The 15660-nt window shown below is 71.9% G+C and carries 17 protein-coding genes; 9 read left to right on the plus strand and 8 right to left on the minus strand.

Annotated features, from left to right (window positions below):
* Positions 1–247: 247 nt before the first annotated feature.
* From AC06E6_RS08860 to AC06E6_RS08880, 5 genes are all read right to left on the minus strand, one after another.
* Positions 248–370 (minus strand): hypothetical protein, encoded by a 123-nt coding sequence (locus tag AC06E6_RS08860; RefSeq protein ID WP_275692619.1) that lies wholly within the window; start codon positions 368–370, stop codon positions 248–250.
* Positions 340–720: a DUF3011 domain-containing protein gene (locus AC06E6_RS08865; RefSeq protein ID WP_478061012.1), complete on the minus strand. Its 381-nt coding sequence runs from the start codon at positions 718–720 to the stop codon at positions 340–342. Before AC06E6_RS08865 ends, AC06E6_RS08860 begins: the two co-directional genes overlap by 31 nt.
* A gap of 525 nt (positions 721–1245) precedes the next feature.
* On the minus strand, positions 1246–1488 hold the full coding sequence (locus tag AC06E6_RS08870) for a hypothetical protein (protein ID WP_240213438.1): 243 nt from the start codon (positions 1486–1488) through the stop codon (positions 1246–1248).
* A 153-nt stretch (positions 1489–1641) separates the two neighbouring features.
* Positions 1642–2277, minus strand: coding sequence for a glutathione S-transferase family protein (locus tag AC06E6_RS08875; RefSeq protein ID WP_240213439.1), 636 nt, complete (start codon positions 2275–2277; stop codon positions 1642–1644).
* Between the two features lie 54 nt (positions 2278–2331).
* On the minus strand, positions 2332–3711 hold the full coding sequence (locus AC06E6_RS08880; protein WP_478061014.1) for a glutamate--cysteine ligase: 1380 nt from the start codon (positions 3709–3711) through the stop codon (positions 2332–2334).
* Positions 3712–4052: 341 nt separating this feature from the next.
* Here AC06E6_RS08880 and AC06E6_RS08885 point away from each other — a divergent pair, with 341 nt between their 5' ends.
* The 3 genes from AC06E6_RS08885 to AC06E6_RS08895 all read left to right on the plus strand — a co-directional run bounded on the left by AC06E6_RS08885 (position 4053) and on the right by AC06E6_RS08895 (position 6662).
* On the plus strand, positions 4053–4757 hold the full coding sequence (locus AC06E6_RS08885; RefSeq protein ID WP_161613223.1) for a VIT1/CCC1 transporter family protein: 705 nt from the start codon (positions 4053–4055) through the stop codon (positions 4755–4757).
* Positions 4757–5590, plus strand: coding sequence for a helix-turn-helix transcriptional regulator (locus AC06E6_RS08890; RefSeq protein WP_478061016.1), 834 nt, complete (start codon positions 4757–4759; stop codon positions 5588–5590). Before AC06E6_RS08885 ends, AC06E6_RS08890 begins: the two co-directional genes overlap by 1 nt.
* A 109-nt stretch (positions 5591–5699) precedes the next feature.
* Entirely contained in the window at positions 5700–6662 is a 963-nt protein-coding gene (locus AC06E6_RS08895) for an MBL fold metallo-hydrolase (RefSeq protein ID WP_240213442.1), read from the plus strand.
* 85 nt (positions 6663–6747) lie between these two features.
* Here AC06E6_RS08895 and yihA read toward each other — a convergent pair whose 3' ends face one another.
* Positions 6748–7347 (minus strand): ribosome biogenesis GTP-binding protein YihA/YsxC, encoded by a 600-nt coding sequence (gene yihA / locus AC06E6_RS08900; RefSeq protein ID WP_104940114.1) that lies wholly within the window; start codon positions 7345–7347, stop codon positions 6748–6750.
* Positions 7348–7472: 125 nt separating this feature from the next.
* On the opposite strand from yihA, the gene AC06E6_RS08905 reads away from it, so the two are divergent.
* The 4 genes from AC06E6_RS08905 to AC06E6_RS08920 all read left to right on the plus strand — a co-directional run bounded on the left by AC06E6_RS08905 (position 7473) and on the right by AC06E6_RS08920 (position 10746).
* Complete coding sequence (locus tag AC06E6_RS08905; RefSeq protein ID WP_240213443.1) at positions 7473–8249, plus strand: c-type cytochrome; 777 nt, start codon at positions 7473–7475, stop codon at positions 8247–8249.
* A gap of 97 nt (positions 8250–8346) precedes the next feature.
* Positions 8347–8994, plus strand: coding sequence for a thiol:disulfide interchange protein DsbA/DsbL (locus AC06E6_RS08910; protein ID WP_161613219.1), 648 nt, complete (start codon positions 8347–8349; stop codon positions 8992–8994).
* A gap of 119 nt (positions 8995–9113) precedes the next feature.
* Positions 9114–9938, plus strand: a complete 825-nt coding sequence (locus AC06E6_RS08915) for a thiol:disulfide interchange protein DsbA/DsbL (protein ID WP_240213444.1) — start codon at positions 9114–9116, stop codon at positions 9936–9938.
* Positions 9939–10008: 70 nt separating this feature from the next.
* Positions 10009–10746, plus strand: coding sequence for an endonuclease/exonuclease/phosphatase family protein (locus AC06E6_RS08920; protein ID WP_104940113.1), 738 nt, complete (start codon positions 10009–10011; stop codon positions 10744–10746).
* 141 nt (positions 10747–10887) lie between these two features.
* Here the strand turns inward: AC06E6_RS08920 and AC06E6_RS08925 are convergent, their stop codons facing one another.
* Together AC06E6_RS08925 and AC06E6_RS08930 are read right to left on the minus strand one after the other, a co-directional pair.
* The gene (locus AC06E6_RS08925) at positions 10888–11766 is read right to left on the minus strand and encodes an EamA family transporter (RefSeq protein WP_240213445.1); all 879 of its coding nucleotides are present in this window, start codon (positions 11764–11766) and stop codon (positions 10888–10890) included.
* Between the two features lie 109 nt (positions 11767–11875).
* Positions 11876–12283: an ExbD/TolR family protein gene (locus tag AC06E6_RS08930; RefSeq protein WP_240213446.1), complete on the minus strand. Its 408-nt coding sequence runs from the start codon at positions 12281–12283 to the stop codon at positions 11876–11878.
* A 187-nt stretch (positions 12284–12470) separates the two neighbouring features.
* Here AC06E6_RS08930 and AC06E6_RS08935 point away from each other — a divergent pair, with 187 nt between their 5' ends.
* Together AC06E6_RS08935 and AC06E6_RS08940 are read left to right on the plus strand one after the other, a co-directional pair.
* Complete coding sequence (locus AC06E6_RS08935; RefSeq protein WP_240213447.1) at positions 12471–14429, plus strand: transglycosylase SLT domain-containing protein; 1959 nt, start codon at positions 12471–12473, stop codon at positions 14427–14429.
* The gene (locus tag AC06E6_RS08940; protein ID WP_478061019.1) at positions 14426–15652 is read left to right on the plus strand and encodes a multifunctional CCA addition/repair protein; all 1227 of its coding nucleotides are present in this window, start codon (positions 14426–14428) and stop codon (positions 15650–15652) included. The genes AC06E6_RS08935 and AC06E6_RS08940 overlap by 4 nt, the downstream gene beginning before the upstream one ends.
* The last annotated feature ends 8 nt before the right edge of the window (positions 15653–15660 follow it).

Below are 15660 nucleotides of genomic sequence, written 5' to 3' on the forward strand. Positions count from 1 at the left end.
CGGGCCGGTGAAGGGAAAAGGCGCGTCTGTCGACGCGCCTTTTTTCTTTGTCCCGGGCAGTGCCGCGGCCGTTCCCCGGCGGCTTGCGCGGCGGTCCCGCCCGCCGCCACCGCGATACCGGCCGCAGCGTCCGACGACGCGGCGCCAGCGGCCATGCCCGGGCAATACGCCGCAGAGGCGCGAGGGCACCCTGTTGCCGCCACCTGCGCCATCCCCTCGCCGGGGCGGCACCACGCCGCCCAGACGATCACTTCGGCTGGCGCAGCAACCGGGTCAAGGACATCACCTGTGCATCGTTGCGCGCCATGCACAGGTAGCAGCCGTCCGGATGATCGACGATCAGTTCGGCGGCCTCGTCGTTCTCCGGCACGCGCGTGACCAGCGCGCCGGATGCGCCCGCACGCCGATTGCAGGCGCCCAGCAGCCCGGCACCGGCGGCGGCCACGGGCGCCACGTAACCGCGGTGCTGGCCGTGGTCGGCGTGATGCCCGCCGTCCCCCGGCGTGTTGCGGAACACCGCGCGGCACCCGTCCTTGACCCGGACGGAATTGCGCGACACCCCCCGTTCCGGCCCTCCACGCATTCGGTGCGGCTGAGCCGGCGCACGAGCTCGACATCGCCGCGGGTGTCCATGTCGCACCCGGCCAGGGTGTTGCCCTGCGATTCGCAGGTCACGTCCCGGGCAGACCGGCGCGTCGTGCGATCCGCCGCGCGCGTCATGGCGGCCGACCGAACACCCCCCGTTCGCGCCGTCCTGGCCGGTATGGGACATCTGCACGCCGCCGCCGGCGGACGTGGTGATCGACAGGGTCACGCTGCGGGCCGGGTCGTGCGCCTCGACATGATCGTCATTGAAGCGCTTCAGCCGGGTTTCCCTGCCGTTGACATAGACCGGCCCGCCGTCGTCGGCAGGCACCTCCCGTGCACCGGGGCAGGTGCCGTTGAGCATCGGGAGGGCGGCCTGCGCCTGCAAGGCGCAAGGCAGCGCGAACAAGGCGGTCGCGGCGAGCAGGGACGACGTCTCCACGGGAAGCCCCACGGTCGGGTCGCGGGCGCTTACGCTGGCCGATGCAGGGCGCACTGCACGGAAGGCATCACGCCGCGGCCGGCGGCGCATCCGCCACGCCGGCCGGTGGCTTTCCCGCCAGGCCATCCCCTCCACATCGTCGCGCCTGGCCGGGAGGGAAGGCCGGCACGCGGGGCGCCCACGTGCCGGCTTCCCCCGGGACTGCGCGCCGCGACGGCTCAGCCGCCGCAGCCGCCGCAGCATTCCGAAGGCACCCGTTCCAGCTGCGCGGCGGAAACCGGCAGGCCGCCGCGGCCCAGTGCCGGCAGCAGGCTGTGTTCGTCGAGCAGGGTGGAAATGCGCAACACCCGGCTGAGCGGTTCGATATCCAGCAGCACGGAAGGGTCGGCGTCCTGCAGCGCGTCTTCCAGCAGCTGCAGGTCCGGCGCCGGGCCGGACAGGGGAATCCTGAATTGCGTCATCGACATACTCCCGGGGCGCAGCACGCGACCGGCGACCCGCCCCGTGGCCGTTCCGGCGGCGGGCGACCGTGCCCGCCGGCCGGATACTGCGTGCCCGCGGCGCGGGCCGCCCTGACCGGGGTCAAGCCTCGGCGTGATCGCCGCCGGCGCCGCTCACTGCGACGCCGCCAGCGCGTCGTCCAGCGCGGCCGCGCGCTGCCAGGCCGGACGCGCGCGCAGGCGCGCGGCGTATTCGGCGAACGCCGGGCGCTCGGGCAGGGTCTTGAACATCGTGCCCCACAGCACCTGGCTGCCCAGGTAGACGTCGGCGGCGCTGAACCGCTCGCCCAGCAGCCACGGCGCGGCGCCGGCAGCGGCCTTCTCCAGGGTGTCGGCCATCCGCTCGAAACTGCCATAGCCGACCATGCCGGCCTTGTCCGGCGGCGCCAGCAGGCCGAACGCCTTGGCGCTGACTGCGGCCTCCACCGGCCCGGCGGCGAAGAACAGCCAGCGGAAATAACTGCCGCGCAGCGGGTCGTCCTGCGCCGGCGCCAGCCCGGCCTGCGGGAACGCATCGGCCAGGTAGCTGCAGATGGCCGCGGCCTCGGTCACCACTACCCCGCGGTGGACGATGGCCGGTACCTTGCCCATCGGGTTGATCGCCAGGTAGGCCGGCGACCTCATGTCCTCGCCGTAGCCCAGCACCTCGGTGCGGTACGGCTGCCCGACTTCCTCCAGCATCCAGCGCACGATGCGGCCGCGCGATTGCGGGTGGGTGTAGAAGACGATCTCGTCCGTCGTGTTGCCCATGCGCCTGCCTCCGTCAAGGGAGCCGGCAGTCTAGCAACGCGCCAGGGTGCCGGCTCAGTAGGCGAATTCGCGGAACACCGGGTCGATGCTGCCGTTCCATGCCCCATGGAACAGCTCCAGCTTGCGCTCGGCGGCGGTCTTGCCCGAGTCCACGATTTCCTGCAGCACGTCGAGGAAACGGGTCTCGTCCTGGCCGTCGCCGTTGAGCGCCGCGCGGCGGCGCAGGCCCTCGCGCGAGATCTCCAGCGCGCGCCGCGCCAGGTCGCGCACGCTGCCGCCGCGGAACGGCAGGTGCAGCGCCTGCCGCGGCACGCCGTCGCGCAGCGCGTGGCGCTCGGCGAGGCTGAAATCCTTGACCAGGTCCCAGGCCGCATCCAGCGCCGTGTCGTCGTACAGCAGGCCCACCCAGAACGCCGGCAGCGCACAGATCCGGCTCCACGGGCCGCTGTCGGCGCCGCGCATTTCCAGGTACTTCTTCAGCCGCACCTCGGGGAAGGCGGTGGTCATGTGGTCGGACCAGTCGCGCAGCGTCGGCAGCGCACCCGGCAGCACGTCCAGTTCGCCCTTGAGGAAGCGGCGGAACGACTTGCCGCTGGCATCGTGGTAGACGCCGTCGCGGTAGGAGAAATACATCGGCACGTCGAGCAGGTAGTCGACGTAGCGCTCGTAGCCGAAGCCGTCCTCGAACACGAAGTCGAGCATGCCGGTGCGGTCGGCATCGGTGTCGGTCCAGATGTGCGAGCGGTAGCTCAGGTAACCGTTGGGCCGGCCCTCGGTGAACGGCGAATCGGCGAACAGCGCGGTGGCGATGGGCTGCAGCGCCAGCGACACGCGGAACTTCTTCACCATGTCCGCTTCGCTGGCGTAGTCGAGGTTGACCTGGACCGTGCAGGTGCGGGTCATCATGTCCAGGCCGAGCGAGCCGACCCTGGGCATGTAGTCACGCATGATGCGGTAGCGGCCCTTGGGCATCCACGGCATGTCGGCGCGGGTCCACTTCGGCTGGAAGCCCATGCCGAGGAAACCCAGCTGCAGCTCGCCGGCCACCTGCGCCACCTCGTTGAGGTGGGTGCCGGTTTCCACGCAGGTCTGGTGGATGCTCTCCAGCGCGGCGCCGGACAGCTCCAGCTGTCCGGCCGGCTCCAGCGTCACCGAGGCGCCGTCGCGCAGCAGCGCGATGGTGTTGCCCGGCCCCTGATCGACACGTTCCTGCACCGGCTCCCAGCCGAAACGGGTCAGGCCGTTGAGCAGCGCTTCGATGCCACGCGCGCCTTCAAAGGTCGGCGGGCGCAGGTCATCCAGGCGGAACCCGAACTTCTCGTGCTCGGTGCCGATGCGCCACTGCGGGCGCGGCTTCTCGCCGGAAGCGAGCACCTCCACCAGCTGCGAGCGGTCGGTAATGGGCGTATCGGCAACGTGGCTGGGGCTCGACAAGGGCTGGCTCGCAGTGTTCTGGCTGGGCGGGGAAATGGGGGCCTGCCCCCGGCATCACAAGAACCGGCCCGCAGTCCGTCGCGCGCGTCACCGCGTCCCGTCCAGCGCCGGCAAGGCGCGCATCCACGCACGCTGCGCCTGCCCGGCTCCGCCACGGGCCACCGGCCCTCGCCCGCGATGGACCGCGAACAGCTCCCGAGCGCGCACTATATCGCGGCCCCTATTGCCGGCATGTCGCGGTGGCGGTTTTCAGCATCCCACCGGCGGCGACTTGACCGGTCCGGCGCCGCGGCTGCGAGTCGTTTTCACCAACGGTCCACGTGCCGTCCTACACTGCGGCCATGAAACCGACCCGACACACCGAATCCCACCGCTCCGAACGTGTCGGCTGGCTGCGCGCGGCCGTGCTCGGGGCCAACGACGGCATCGTCTCCGTCGCCGGCCTGGTGGTCGGCATCGCCGCCAGCGGCGCGCCGGCCTCCACCATTCTGGCCACCGGCGTCGCCGGCACCGTGGCCGGCGCCATGTCGATGGCCGCCGGCGAATACGTGTCGGTGCAGTCGCAGGCCGACACCGAGCATGCCGACCTGGCGCTGGAACGCCGTGAACTGCGCGAAGACCCGCATACCGAGCTGGAGGAACTGGCCGGCATCTACCGGCGGCGCGGGCTGACCCCGGAACTGGCGCACGAGGTGGCCGTGCAGCTGACCGCGCACGATGCGCTGGCCGCGCATGCGCGCGACGAGCTGGGCATCACCGAGGAACTGCGGGCGCGGCCGCTGCAGGCGGCGCTGGCCTCGGCTGGCGCGTTCGTCGTCGGCGCGATCCTGCCGGTACTCACCGCACTGCTGGCCCCCTACGCCTACGTCGCGCAGATCACCACCGCGTCCACCCTGGTCGGGTTGTGCATCACCGGCGCGATGGCCGCCCACGCCGGCGGCGCCTCGCGCCTGCGCGGTGCGCTGCGGGTGGTGTTCTGGGGCGCACTGGCGATGGGCGCGGCGGCGGCCATCGGCAATCTGTTCGACACCCACCTGGCCGGTTGATGGTGGCCTTGGCGACGACGCCCGGCCCGCTGCTGCAACAGCTGGCGACGCTGGCCGACTGCCAGAACGCCGGGGACTATGCCTGTATCACCGCGCGCCGCGAACACGGCGCGTCCTCGGTGGAGATCCCGCGCCCGCAGTTCGCGATCCTGCTGCAGGGACGCAAGCACGTGCGCACCGCGCAGCAGGTGCTGGACCTGGCACCCGGCGACCTGTTCCTGATCACCCGCCGCTGCCGGATCGACGTGGTCAACGTCCCCGACCCCGACAGTGGCCTCTATCTCAGCGCCATCGTGCCGCTGTGCACCGAAGTGCTGCACGCCACCCGCACCTTGTGGAGCGGGCCGTTGCCCGACGCCGGCCCGCCGCTGGCGCGGCTGCCGCTGGCCGCGCACGGCGCGCCGCTGCTGCAGTGGCGGCAGGCGCTGGAACACGGCGACTACACCGCGGCCCGGCTGGCGCTGGCCAGCCTGGCCGTGGCGTTCTGCGCGTCCGGCCATGGCAGCCTGCTGGTCGCGCCCGAACCCGGCCTGGGCGAGCGCATCCGCGACCTGGTCGCCGCCCAGCCCGGACGCAACTGGCAGTCGCGCGATTTCGAACAGCACCTGGGCATCAGTGGCGCCACCCTGCGCCGGCGCCTGGCCAGCGAACGGCTCGGCCTGCGCGAGCTGATCGGCGATGCGCGGCTGGCGCAGGCGATGCAGCTGCTCTACACCACCCGCCTGCCGCTGAAGACCGTGGCCGCGCGCGTCGGCTACCGCTCGCTGTCCAGCTTCAACCGGCGCTTCCACGAACGCTATGGCATGGAGCCGTCCGCGATCGGCAACCAGTGACGACGCGGCGGCGGTGAGCGGATCGCGCGGCATTGCGAGCGCATCGCAGGCTGGGCCGGGCGCAACATGGCGGCTCCGCGGCGCGATGCCGCCCCTGACGGAACTGCCCATGTCCCACGCTGTCCTTCGTCCCCTTGCCCTGGCCCTGCTGCTGGCCGCCGGCGGCGCCCATGCCGGCACCGCCCATGTCCCGCACGCGCAGGTACCCGGCGTGTATCACCAGCAGATCGGCGAGGTGCACGTCACCGCGCTGTTCGACGGTACCGTCGCGCTGCCGCGGCAGGCACTGGCCGGCATTGACCCGGGCGCGGTCACCCGCCTGCTCGAACACGGCTACGTGCCCGAGGACGGCAAGGGCCTGCAGACCGCGGTCAACGCCTACCTGGTGCAGCGCGGCACACACCTGGCGCTGGTCGATACCGGCGCCGCGCAGTGCTTTGGCCCCGGCCTGGGTCAGGTACTGGTCAACCTGCGCGCCGCCGGCTACGACCCCGCCGAGGTGGACGACGTGCTGTTGACCCACGCCCATCCGGATCACCTGTGCGGGCTGCTCGACGCCGACGGCAAGCCGGCGTTCGCCAACGCCCGCGTGTGGCTGTCACAGGCCGATGCCGGTTACTGGCTGGACCCGGCCAGTGAAGCCGGCGCGCCGCAGTCGCTGCGCTTCGCCTTCCCGATGGCGCGCAGTGCGGTGGCGCCGTACGCCGCGGCCGGACGCCTGCGACGTTTTGTCGCAGGCGATGCCCTGCCCGCCGGCATCACCGCGCTGGACAGCCACGGCCACACCCCGGGCCACGTCTCCTGGCGGATCGACGGCGGCAACGGCGAGCAGCTGCTGGTATGGGGCGACATCGTGCACTTCCACGCGGTCCAGTTCGCGCGGCCCGACGCCAGCTACGAAGCCGACAGCGACCGCACGGCCGCCATCGCCAGTCGCCGCCGGCTGATGGCCGAGGCCGCGGCGGGGCGGTGGTGGGTGGCTGGCGCGCACCTGCCGTTCCCCGGCCTGGGCCACGTGCGCCACGCGGGTGAAGCCTTCGCCTGGGTGCCGGGCGAGTTTTCGCCGCTGTGAGCGAGGGCCCGCGCCGCGCGCTGGCGCCCCACGGGCGGGTGCGCGGCGCGTGGGAAAGGGCTGGAGTGCCCGCCTGGTGTCGGCGTTACAGGCCCAGCCAGCCACCGATCACGGCGCGGGCCTCGTCCACGCCCTGCTTCGACTCGCCGGAGAACGCCTGCACGCTCACCGAATCGCCGAACGCATCGGCCAGTTCCCTGCGCACCTTCTGCAGCGTCTGCGCCTGCTGGCCACGGCCGAGCTTGTCGGCCTTGGTCAACAGCGCATGCGCCGGCAGGCCGCGCTGCACCGCGTAGGCCAGCATCTGCCGGTCGTAGTCCTTGAGCGGGTGGCGGATGTCCATCACCACCACCAGTCCCTTGAGCGCGTCGCGGGTACGGAAATAGTTGTCGATGAAGGCCTGCCAGTGCGCCTGCAGTTCCTGCGGGACCTTGGCGTAGCCATAGCCGGGCAGGTCGACCAGGTGCGCCTGCGGGGTGACCTGGAAGAACACCAGCTGCTGGGTGCGGCCCGGCGTCTTGGAGACGCGGGCCAGCGCGTTCTGGCGGGTCAGCGCGTTGAGCGCGCTGGATTTTCCGGCGTTGGAGCGACCGGCGAAGGCCACCTCGGCGCCCTCGTCCGGCGGCAATTGCCGGGCATTGTGGGCCGAAAGCAGATATCGGGCGCGTTCTAGGAGCTGTGACATGCCCATAGGATCGCACGCCGCGGGCCCCGCTGGCGCCCGTGCGTTGACCCTGCCATGAAACGGCGTGGATAATCCGGTCGATGCCGGCGCGGACCCGCCCGGCCCGTTCCACACGGAGCTTCTGCATGCGCCACGCTCGTGTCTTAGCCGTTTCCGCCCTTGTCATCCCGCTGATCGCGGTCGTCGCGTTCGCACAGAGTTCGGTCACGCCGGTGCCCGACAACGCGCCGGTGCAGACCGCGCCGCTGGAGATCGACCTCAGCAAGACCCTGCCCGGCGATGCCGAGGCCGGCGAAGGCAAGGCACAGGCCTGCGCCGCCTGCCATGGCGCCGACGGCAACTCCGCGGTGGAGATGTATCCGCGGCTGGCCGGCCAGAGCGAGCGCTACATCGCCCGCCAGCTGGCGCTGATCGCCGGCGGCCAGCGCACCGAGGGCGCGGTCGCCGCCATGTTGCCGTTCGTGCAGGGCATGACCGCGCAGGACATGCGCGACATCGGCGCCTTCTTCGCCCGCCAGAAGTCCGGCGCCGGCGTGGCCGACGACACCGCCATCGCCGACGGCCCGTACGCCGGCATGAAGTTCTACGAGGTCGGCCAGAAGCTGTACCGCAACGGCGACGCCAGCCGCGAGATCCCGGCCTGCATGGCCTGCCACGGCCCGAGCGGCGCCGGCAATCCCGGCCCGGCCTACCCGCACATCGGCGGCCAGCACGCCATGTACGTCACCCAGCGCCTGCAGCACTACCAGGCGGGCCAGACCCAGGAAACCGATCCGTCGCAGTTCCGGATCATGGCCCAGGTGGCCGGCAAGCTCACCGAGCAGGAAATCCAGGCGCTGGCCAGCTACGTGCAGGGCCTGCACGCGCGCGCCGACGACGTGGCCGTGGCCGCCGCGCGTTGACCGCCTGACGGTCGCGGTCGCCACGGCGACGGGCAGTCGTGTTCCCGGATACGCCGACCCCTGTGGTCGGCGTCTCTTTTTCCAGTTGGAGATCCCGATGACGTATTTCGCGCGCTTGTCCCTGCTGTTGCTGGCCCTGCTGCCGCTGGCCGCCTGTGCCGCCGACGCCGCCGCACCGGTGGAAGGCCAGGACTATGAGCTGATCGCAGAACCCGGCCCGTTCGCCCCCCTGGCCGGCAAGATCGAGGTGGTCGAAGTGTTCGGCTACCCCTGCATCCACTGCGCCCATTTCGAACCGCTGCTCGAAGCCTGGGTCGCCCGGCTGCCGGGCGACGTGCGCTTCACCGCGGTGCCGGCTGCCTTCGGCGGCCATTGGGACGCCTATGCGCGCGCCTTCTACGCCGCCGAGCAGACCGGCGTGCTCAAGCGCAGCCACGCCGATGTGTTCAAGGCCCTGCACGAACGGCGCAGCCTGCCGATGCAGAACGTGTCGCCACAGGAACTGGCGACGTTCTATGCCGCCTACGGGGTGCAGCCGGAGCGCTATGTCGATGCGCTGCGCAGCGACCAGACCGACGCCAGGGTGAAGGCCGCGCGCGCCTTCGCCCTGCGCGTGCGGGTGCCCGGTACGCCGGCGCTGGTGGTCAACGGCAAATACCTGGTCAAGGGCCGCAGCTTCGAGGACCAGTTGCGCATCGCCAGCGCCCTGGTGGAACGCGAGCGCGCTGCCGGCCGGCGCCGCTGAGCCCATGCCGGCGCGCTCCGGCAACCGGTTCAGCCGCCGCCGCAGATAATGTCATCATGCGCCCCGCGGTCGCCGCTGGCGGCCCGACGACCCGACGAATCCCTGCTGGAGATCCACCCATGAAGATCCGTTTCGTACTCGCCTTGGCCGCCCTGCTGCCGCTGATGGTGGCCTGCAAGGCCCAGGACGGCTCGGCCGACGCCGTCGCCCCGGTCGCCGAACAACCGGCCGCCGCCAACGCCCCGGCCGCCCCCGCCGCCGACGCTGCTGCCGAAGCCGCCGCCACGCCGGAAGCGGCCAGCGGGCAGGCCGCCGCGCAGAGCGCGGAGAACACCCCGGTGCCGGCGCAGGCGCGCCTGGTCGGCCCTGAACCGGTGGCCGGCACCGACTACCTGGTCATCGACGGCGGCCAGCCGATCCAGCCGGCGACCGGCAAGATCGAAGTGGCCGAGGTGTTCGGCTACGTCTGCCCGGCCTGCGCGCGCTTCCAGCCGCTGATCGGGCCGTGGAAGGCCGGCCTGCCGTCGGACGTCAACTTCGTCTACGTGCCGGCCATGTTCGGCAGCATGTGGGACGACTACGGCCGCGCCTTCTATGCCGCCGAGGCACTGGGCGTGCAGGAGAAGACCCATGAGGCGCTGTACTCGGCCATCCATGTCGAGCAGTCGCTCAAGGGCGAGCTGGGCCGCGATTCGGTCGAGGACATCGCCAACTTCTACGCCAAGTTCGGCGTCAACCCGAAGACCTTCGCCGACACCATGGGCAGCTTCTCGGTGGTGGCCAAGACCAATCGCGCCAAGCAGTTCGCCCAGCGCAGCAAGATCACCGGCACGCCGTCGCTGATCGTCAACGGCAAGTACCTGGTCAAGGGCAAGAGCTACGAGGACATGCTGCGCATCGCCGACCACCTGATCGCACGCGAACGCGCCGCCAACGCCAAGTAAGGTATCAAGGGCCTCGTCGACACGAGGCCCTGGTTCCACCGCCGTGAATTCCCCCACCCACACCCTGCGCCTGCTCACGGCCAACATCCAGGCCGGCTCCAGCACGCGCCGCTACAGCGACTACGTGACCCGCAGCTGGTCGCACGCGCTGCCGTCGGGCAGCAAGCGCTCCAGCCTGGATGCGATCGCCAGGCTCGCCAGCGGCCGCGACATCGTCGGCCTGCAGGAGGCCGACCCCGGCAGCCTGCGCTCGGGTTTCACCAACCAGACCCACTACCTGGCCCAGCGCGCCGGCTTCAACTACTGGAGCCACCAGCCCAACCGGCGCATGGGCGGGGTCGCGTCCAGCGCCAATGGCCTGCTCAGCCGGCTGGAACCGGTGGAAGTGCAGGATCACGCCCTGCCCGGCCGCATCGGCGGCCGCGGCGTGCTGCTGGCGCGCTTCGGCGACGGCCGCGAAGGGCTGGCGGTCGCCGTCGCGCACCTGTCGCTGGGCGTGGGTTCGCGCCTGTCGCAGCTGGATTTCATCGCCGACCTGATGTCCGACTACCCCAACGCGGTGCTGATGGGCGATTTCAACTGCAAGGCCGAGCGCCCGGAAATGCAGGTGCTGTACCGCAAGACCCGGCTGCAGCCGCCCGGCTGCCTGGTGCCCACCTTCCCCAGCTGGCGCCCGGAACGGGCGATCGACCATATCCTGGTCAGCGACAGCCTGCGCGCGCTCGAAACCGGCGCCGTCGCCGCGGCCCATTCGGACCACCTGGCGGTGGAGATGCAGGTCGAAGTCCCCGCCAACAGCCTGCGCTAGCGTCGCCGCACGCGGCCGCGCCATGGGTCGCAGCGCCGACGGGGCCACTGTCCCGATTCCCCGCAGCGACGCAGCCGCGCCCCTGGACCCGGGTGTCCCTGCGGCGCATCCCCGGCACAAGGGGCTACACCCGGCACCGGCTCATGTCACCACGGCAGCCGCGGGCGGTGGCCGGCGCCGCGCGGTCGCCGCGCTCCCCACCGAGGCCAATACCGTGCAGCCGATCGCCAGCCACTGCAGGCCGGACAGCTGTTCGTGCAGCAGCAGCAGCGCCCACAGCGCGGCCACCGCCGGTTCCATGCTGATCAGGATGCCGAAGGTCTCCTTCGGCAGCCGCTTGAGCGCCATCATCTCCAGCGACATGGGGATCGCGCTGGACACCACCGCCACCAGCAGCCCGGCCAGCAGGATCGACGGCTGCAGCAGCGCCATGCCGGCGTGGGCCACGCCCACCGGCACCACCACCAGCGCCGCGACCGCCACGCCCAGCGATACCGAGTGCCCGGCATGCAGGTGCCCGGCGCGCTTGCCGAACACGATGTACAGCGCCCAGCAGGCCGCGGCGCCCAGCGCGTACAGCACGCCGGCCACGTCCAGCGCCGGCCCGCCGCCCAGCGGCAGCAACAGCAGCAGCCCGGCCAGCGCGCAGCCCACCCACAGGAAATCGATCGCCCGCCGCGAGGAGAACATCGCCACCGCCAGCGGCCCGATGAACTCGATGGCCACCGCGATGCCGAACGGAATCGTGCGCAGCGCCATGTAGAACAGCAGGTTCATCAGCCCCAGCGCCAGCCCGTAGCGCAGGATCGCGGCGCCGTCGGCGCGGCGGGTATGCCAGCGCCACGGCCGCCAAAGCAGCAGCAGGAACAGCGCCGAAAAGCCCACGCGCAACGCGCTGGTGCCCTGGGCGCCGATCAGCGGGAACAGGTGCTTGGCGTAGGACGTGCCGATGGCCAGCGAAGTCACCGAGCCGAGCACCGCCAGCGCCGGCAACAGCGGCGCGAATCGTGAAGTCTGCATGCGCGTAGTGTAGTGCGGCGGGCGCCCCCGGCCGCCGCGCGCGGCTCATCGTGCGCCGCCGCGCGCCTGTCCCGGGCCGCCCGCCTTCGCGCACGGCCCGGGCACCCCTTCATCGCAGGAAGGCGATGCGCTCCATCCGTGCGTTGTCGGCCGCCGCCAGCACCTTGGCCATCGTGTCGTACTCGGCGTCCGGACTGGCGTCGATGCGCAGCTCCGGCAGGTTGCCGGCATGCAGACGCGCCTGCTCCTGCAGCCGCGCCTGCAGCGAAGCGACCGGCAGCGCCTGGCCATTCCAGGTGAGCTGGTTGGCCGCGTCCACCCGCAATTCGATCGGCGGCGGCGGATCCACGCGGGGGACCTGGCGGGTGGTGGACTGCGGCAGGTCCACCGGGATCGGCCAGGACACCAACGGCGCGGTGACGATGAAGATGATCAGCAACACCAGCATCACGTCCACCAGCGGGGTGACATTGATGTCGGCGATCGGTCCGGAACTGCCAGCTGCACTGAATGCCATGCTCCGCTCCTTCGGCGAGGCGTTGCGCCCCGGTGTCGACACTACGCCGGCCACCGCGGCGCACGGCAGCGGCGCGGCCCGTCACGTTCAGCCCGCGTTTCGGTTCAGCGGCCGCGCGGCGGCGATGTTCATGCGCGAGCCGGAATCGCCGCGGCGCTGTTGACGATGCCCCGGCTATGCTCTGCCGATGAAACGGAATATCTGCCTGCTGCCTTTCGCCGCGTCCCTGCTGCTGGCCTGTACCGGCACCGGCGCACAGACCCTCGACGCCCGGCGCGCCGCCATGCGCGTGGCCATCGACAACGCCGAACGCGGCCAGTTCGATGCCGCCGCGAGCGCGGGCCTGCGCGACCACCCGCTGTACGGCTGGCTCGAGTACAGCGCGCTGCGCCGTGGCATCGACACCGTGGACACGCCGCAGGCGCTGGACTTCCTCAAGCGCTACCAGGGCCAGGCCGTGGCCGAGGCATTCCGCGCCGCGTGGCTGCCGGCGCTGGCGCGGCGCCAGGACTGGCCGACCCTGCTCGCCAACTGGCGGCCCAGCAACGACCCCGGGCTGCAGTGCGCCGAGCTCAACGCACGCCTGGCCACCGGCAAGGCCGATGCCGGCTGGATCCGCGACGCGCAGGCGCTGTGGCGCAGCAGCGGCAAGTCGCTGCCCGATGCGTGCGATCCGGTGTTCGCCGGCCTGGCCGAGCGCGGCGGGCTGACCCCGGCACTGCGCTGGGAGCGCATCGACGCCGCGGCCGACGCCCAGCAGCCCGGGGTGATGCGCGCCGCCGCGCGCGGCCTGCCGGCCGCCGAGCTGGCCCTGGCCAATGATTACGCCGCGTTCGTCGACAAACCGGACGTGCGCGCGTTGAAGTGGCCGCAGAACGAACGCAGCCGGCGCATCGCCAGCGACGGCCTGGCAAAGCTGGCGCGGACCGACCCCGACGCCGCCGAACGGCAGTTGCCGCAGTATGCGCAGGCGCTGCGGCTGGACGCCGCGCAGCAGGCGCAGGTGCGCTACCAGATCGCATTGTGGACGGTGGCGTCCTACCTGCCGGATTCGGCGCGGCGGTTGGCCGCGGTGCCGGAATCGGCGTACGACGAGCGCCTGCACGAATGGCGCGCGCGCGAAGCGATGGCGCGCGGCGACTGGCCCGCGGCGCTGGCCGCGATCCGGGCGATGCCCGCGGGCCAGCGCGGTGACTCGCGCTGGCGCTGGTTCGAGGCACGGCTGCTGGAAAAGACCGGCAGGGCCGCCGAGGCCATGCCGCTGTACCGCGCCGTCGCCACCGAGCCGACCTTCCATGGCTTCCTTGCCGCCGACAAGCTGCGCCAGCCCTACGCACTGTGTCCGTGGAACCCCGGCAGCGATGCGCAGGCGCGCGCGGCGGTGGCGCGCGACCCGGCGCTGGTGCGCGCGCTGGAACTGTTCCGCATCGACCGCGCCACCTGGGCCGCGCGCGAATGGGCCGACGCGCTGTCGCGGTTCGACGACACCCGGCGCCGGCTGGCCGTCGAAGTGGCGGGTGAGGCGGGCTGGTTCGACCGCGCCGTGTTCGCCCTCAAGGGGCCGCAGGAGATGCGCCTGTACGCGCTGCGGTTCCCGCTGTACCACGACGACACCATCCGCCGCGAAGCGGCGCGCAACGCGCTGGATCCGGCGTGGGTTGCCGCCGAGATCCGCGCCGAGAGCATCTTCAACCCCAACGCGCGCTCGCCGGCCAACGCCCTGGGGCTGATGCAGGTGCTGCCCGCCACCGGCGCCAGCGTCGCCCGGCGCATCGGGCTCGACGGCTACGGCGGCGCGGCCAGCCTTTACGATCCGGACACCAACATCGCCATCGGCACCGCCTACCTGCGGCAGCTGCTGGACACCTACGGCGGCCTGCCGTACGTCACCATCGCCGCCTACAACGCCGGGCCCACGCCAACGGCGCGCTGGCAGTCGCAGCGGCCGGACTACGACCCCGACTTCTGGATCGAGACCATCAGCTACAAGGAGACGCGCGAATACGTCGCGCGCGTGCTTGCGTTCAGCGTGATCTACGACTGGCGCCTCAACGGCAAGGCGGTGCCGCTGGGCGACCGCATCGCCGGCCGCAACGTCCCGGCGTCGCGCGGCTTCGTCTGCCCGACGGCCAAGGACGGCGCATGAAGACCTACCTGGTCGGCGGCGCGGTCCGCGACCGGCTGCTGGGGCTGGATGCGGGCGACCGCGACTGGGTGGTGGTCGGCGCCACCCAGCAGGAGATGGAGGCGCGTGGCTTCAAGGCCGTGGGCCGCGACTTCCCGGTGTTCCTGCACCCGCATACCGGCGAGGAACACGCGCTGGCGCGTACCGAGCGCAAGAGCGGGCGCGGCTACCGCGGCTTCGTGGTCGACGCCGACCCGTCGGTGACGCTGGAACAGGACCTGCAACGCCGCGACTTCACCATCAATGCCATCGCCTGCGACGAGGACAGCGGCACGCTGGTCGACCCCTGGGGCGGCGCGCGCGACCTCCAGGCGCGCGTGCTGCGCCACGTCGGCCCGGCCTTCGTCGAGGATCCGCTGCGGGTACTGCGCGCGGCACGGTTCATGGCGCGCTTCGCACCGCTGGGTTTCACCCTGGCCCCGGAAACCGTCGCGCTGATGCGGGAGATCGCCGCCAGCGGCGAACTGGACGCGCTGGTACCCGAACGCATCTGGCAGGAACTGCGCAAGGCGCTGCGCGCTGCGCGCCCTTCGGCGTTCCTGCGCACCCTGCACGATACCGGCGCGCTGGCACCGATCCTGCCGGAAGTGGCCGCGCTGTACGGCATTCCGCAGCGCGTCGAATTCCACCCGGAAGTGGACACCGGGGTGCACCAGGAAATGGTCAGCGACATGGCCGCGCGGCTGGCGCCGGGCGACGACCTCATCGGCTTCGCCGCGCTCACCCATGACCTCGGCAAGGCGCTCACCCCGGCCGAGCAGCTGCCACGCCATGTCATGCACGAACAGCGCGGGCTGAAGCCGCTGGCGGCGCTGTGCGACCGCCTGCGCATCCCCGCCGACCACCGCCAGCTGGCCGCGGCGGTGTGCCGCGAGCATCTCAACGTGCACCGGATCGACGAACTGCGCGACGCCACCGTACTGGACCTGCTGCAGCGCTGCGACGGCTTCAGGCGCCCGGAGCGCATCGCGCAGATGGCGCTGGCCTGCGAATGCGACAAGCGCGGCCGGCTTGGTTTCGAGGACAGCGACTACCCGCAACGCGCCACGCTGCTGCGCCTGCATGCCGCGGCGCTGGCGATCAATGCGCGCGACCTCGCCGCCGAAGGCCTCAGCGGCCCGGCGGTGGGCGAAGCCTTGAACAAGGCCCGGATCAACGCCATCGGCGCGGCACGCCGGGCATAGGGAGAACC

The organism is Stenotrophomonas sp. Steno-Z10-HUANG, from assembly GCF_056393075.1.

What these genes read in the sequence shown, in the direction of transcription:
- AC06E6_RS08865 (WP_478061012.1), bottom strand. Translation starts at nt 720, where the DNA reads ATGACGCGCGCGGCGGATCGCACGACGCGCCGGTCTGCCCGGGACGTG.
- AC06E6_RS08870 (WP_240213438.1), bottom strand. Translation starts at nt 1,488, where the DNA reads ATGACGCAATTCAGGATTCCCCTGTCCGGCCCGGCGCCGGACCTGCAG.
- AC06E6_RS08875 (WP_240213439.1), bottom strand. Translation starts at nt 2,277, where the DNA reads ATGGGCAACACGACGGACGAGATCGTCTTCTACACCCACCCGCAATCG.
- AC06E6_RS08885 (WP_161613223.1), top strand. Translation starts at nt 4,053, where the DNA reads ATGAAACCGACCCGACACACCGAATCCCACCGCTCCGAACGTGTCGGC.
- AC06E6_RS08890 (WP_478061016.1), top strand. Translation starts at nt 4,757, where the DNA reads ATGGTGGCCTTGGCGACGACGCCCGGCCCGCTGCTGCAACAGCTGGCG.
- AC06E6_RS08895 (WP_240213442.1), top strand. Translation starts at nt 5,700, where the DNA reads ATGTCCCACGCTGTCCTTCGTCCCCTTGCCCTGGCCCTGCTGCTGGCC.
- yihA (WP_104940114.1), bottom strand. Translation starts at nt 7,347, where the DNA reads ATGTCACAGCTCCTAGAACGCGCCCGATATCTGCTTTCGGCCCACAAT.
- AC06E6_RS08905 (WP_240213443.1), top strand. Translation starts at nt 7,473, where the DNA reads ATGCGCCACGCTCGTGTCTTAGCCGTTTCCGCCCTTGTCATCCCGCTG.
- AC06E6_RS08910 (WP_161613219.1), top strand. Translation starts at nt 8,347, where the DNA reads ATGACGTATTTCGCGCGCTTGTCCCTGCTGTTGCTGGCCCTGCTGCCG.
- AC06E6_RS08915 (WP_240213444.1), top strand. Translation starts at nt 9,114, where the DNA reads ATGAAGATCCGTTTCGTACTCGCCTTGGCCGCCCTGCTGCCGCTGATG.
- AC06E6_RS08925 (WP_240213445.1), bottom strand. Translation starts at nt 11,766, where the DNA reads ATGCAGACTTCACGATTCGCGCCGCTGTTGCCGGCGCTGGCGGTGCTC.
- AC06E6_RS08930 (WP_240213446.1), bottom strand. Translation starts at nt 12,283, where the DNA reads ATGGCATTCAGTGCAGCTGGCAGTTCCGGACCGATCGCCGACATCAAT.
- AC06E6_RS08935 (WP_240213447.1), top strand. Translation starts at nt 12,471, where the DNA reads ATGAAACGGAATATCTGCCTGCTGCCTTTCGCCGCGTCCCTGCTGCTG.
- AC06E6_RS08940 (WP_478061019.1), top strand. Translation starts at nt 14,426, where the DNA reads ATGAAGACCTACCTGGTCGGCGGCGCGGTCCGCGACCGGCTGCTGGGG.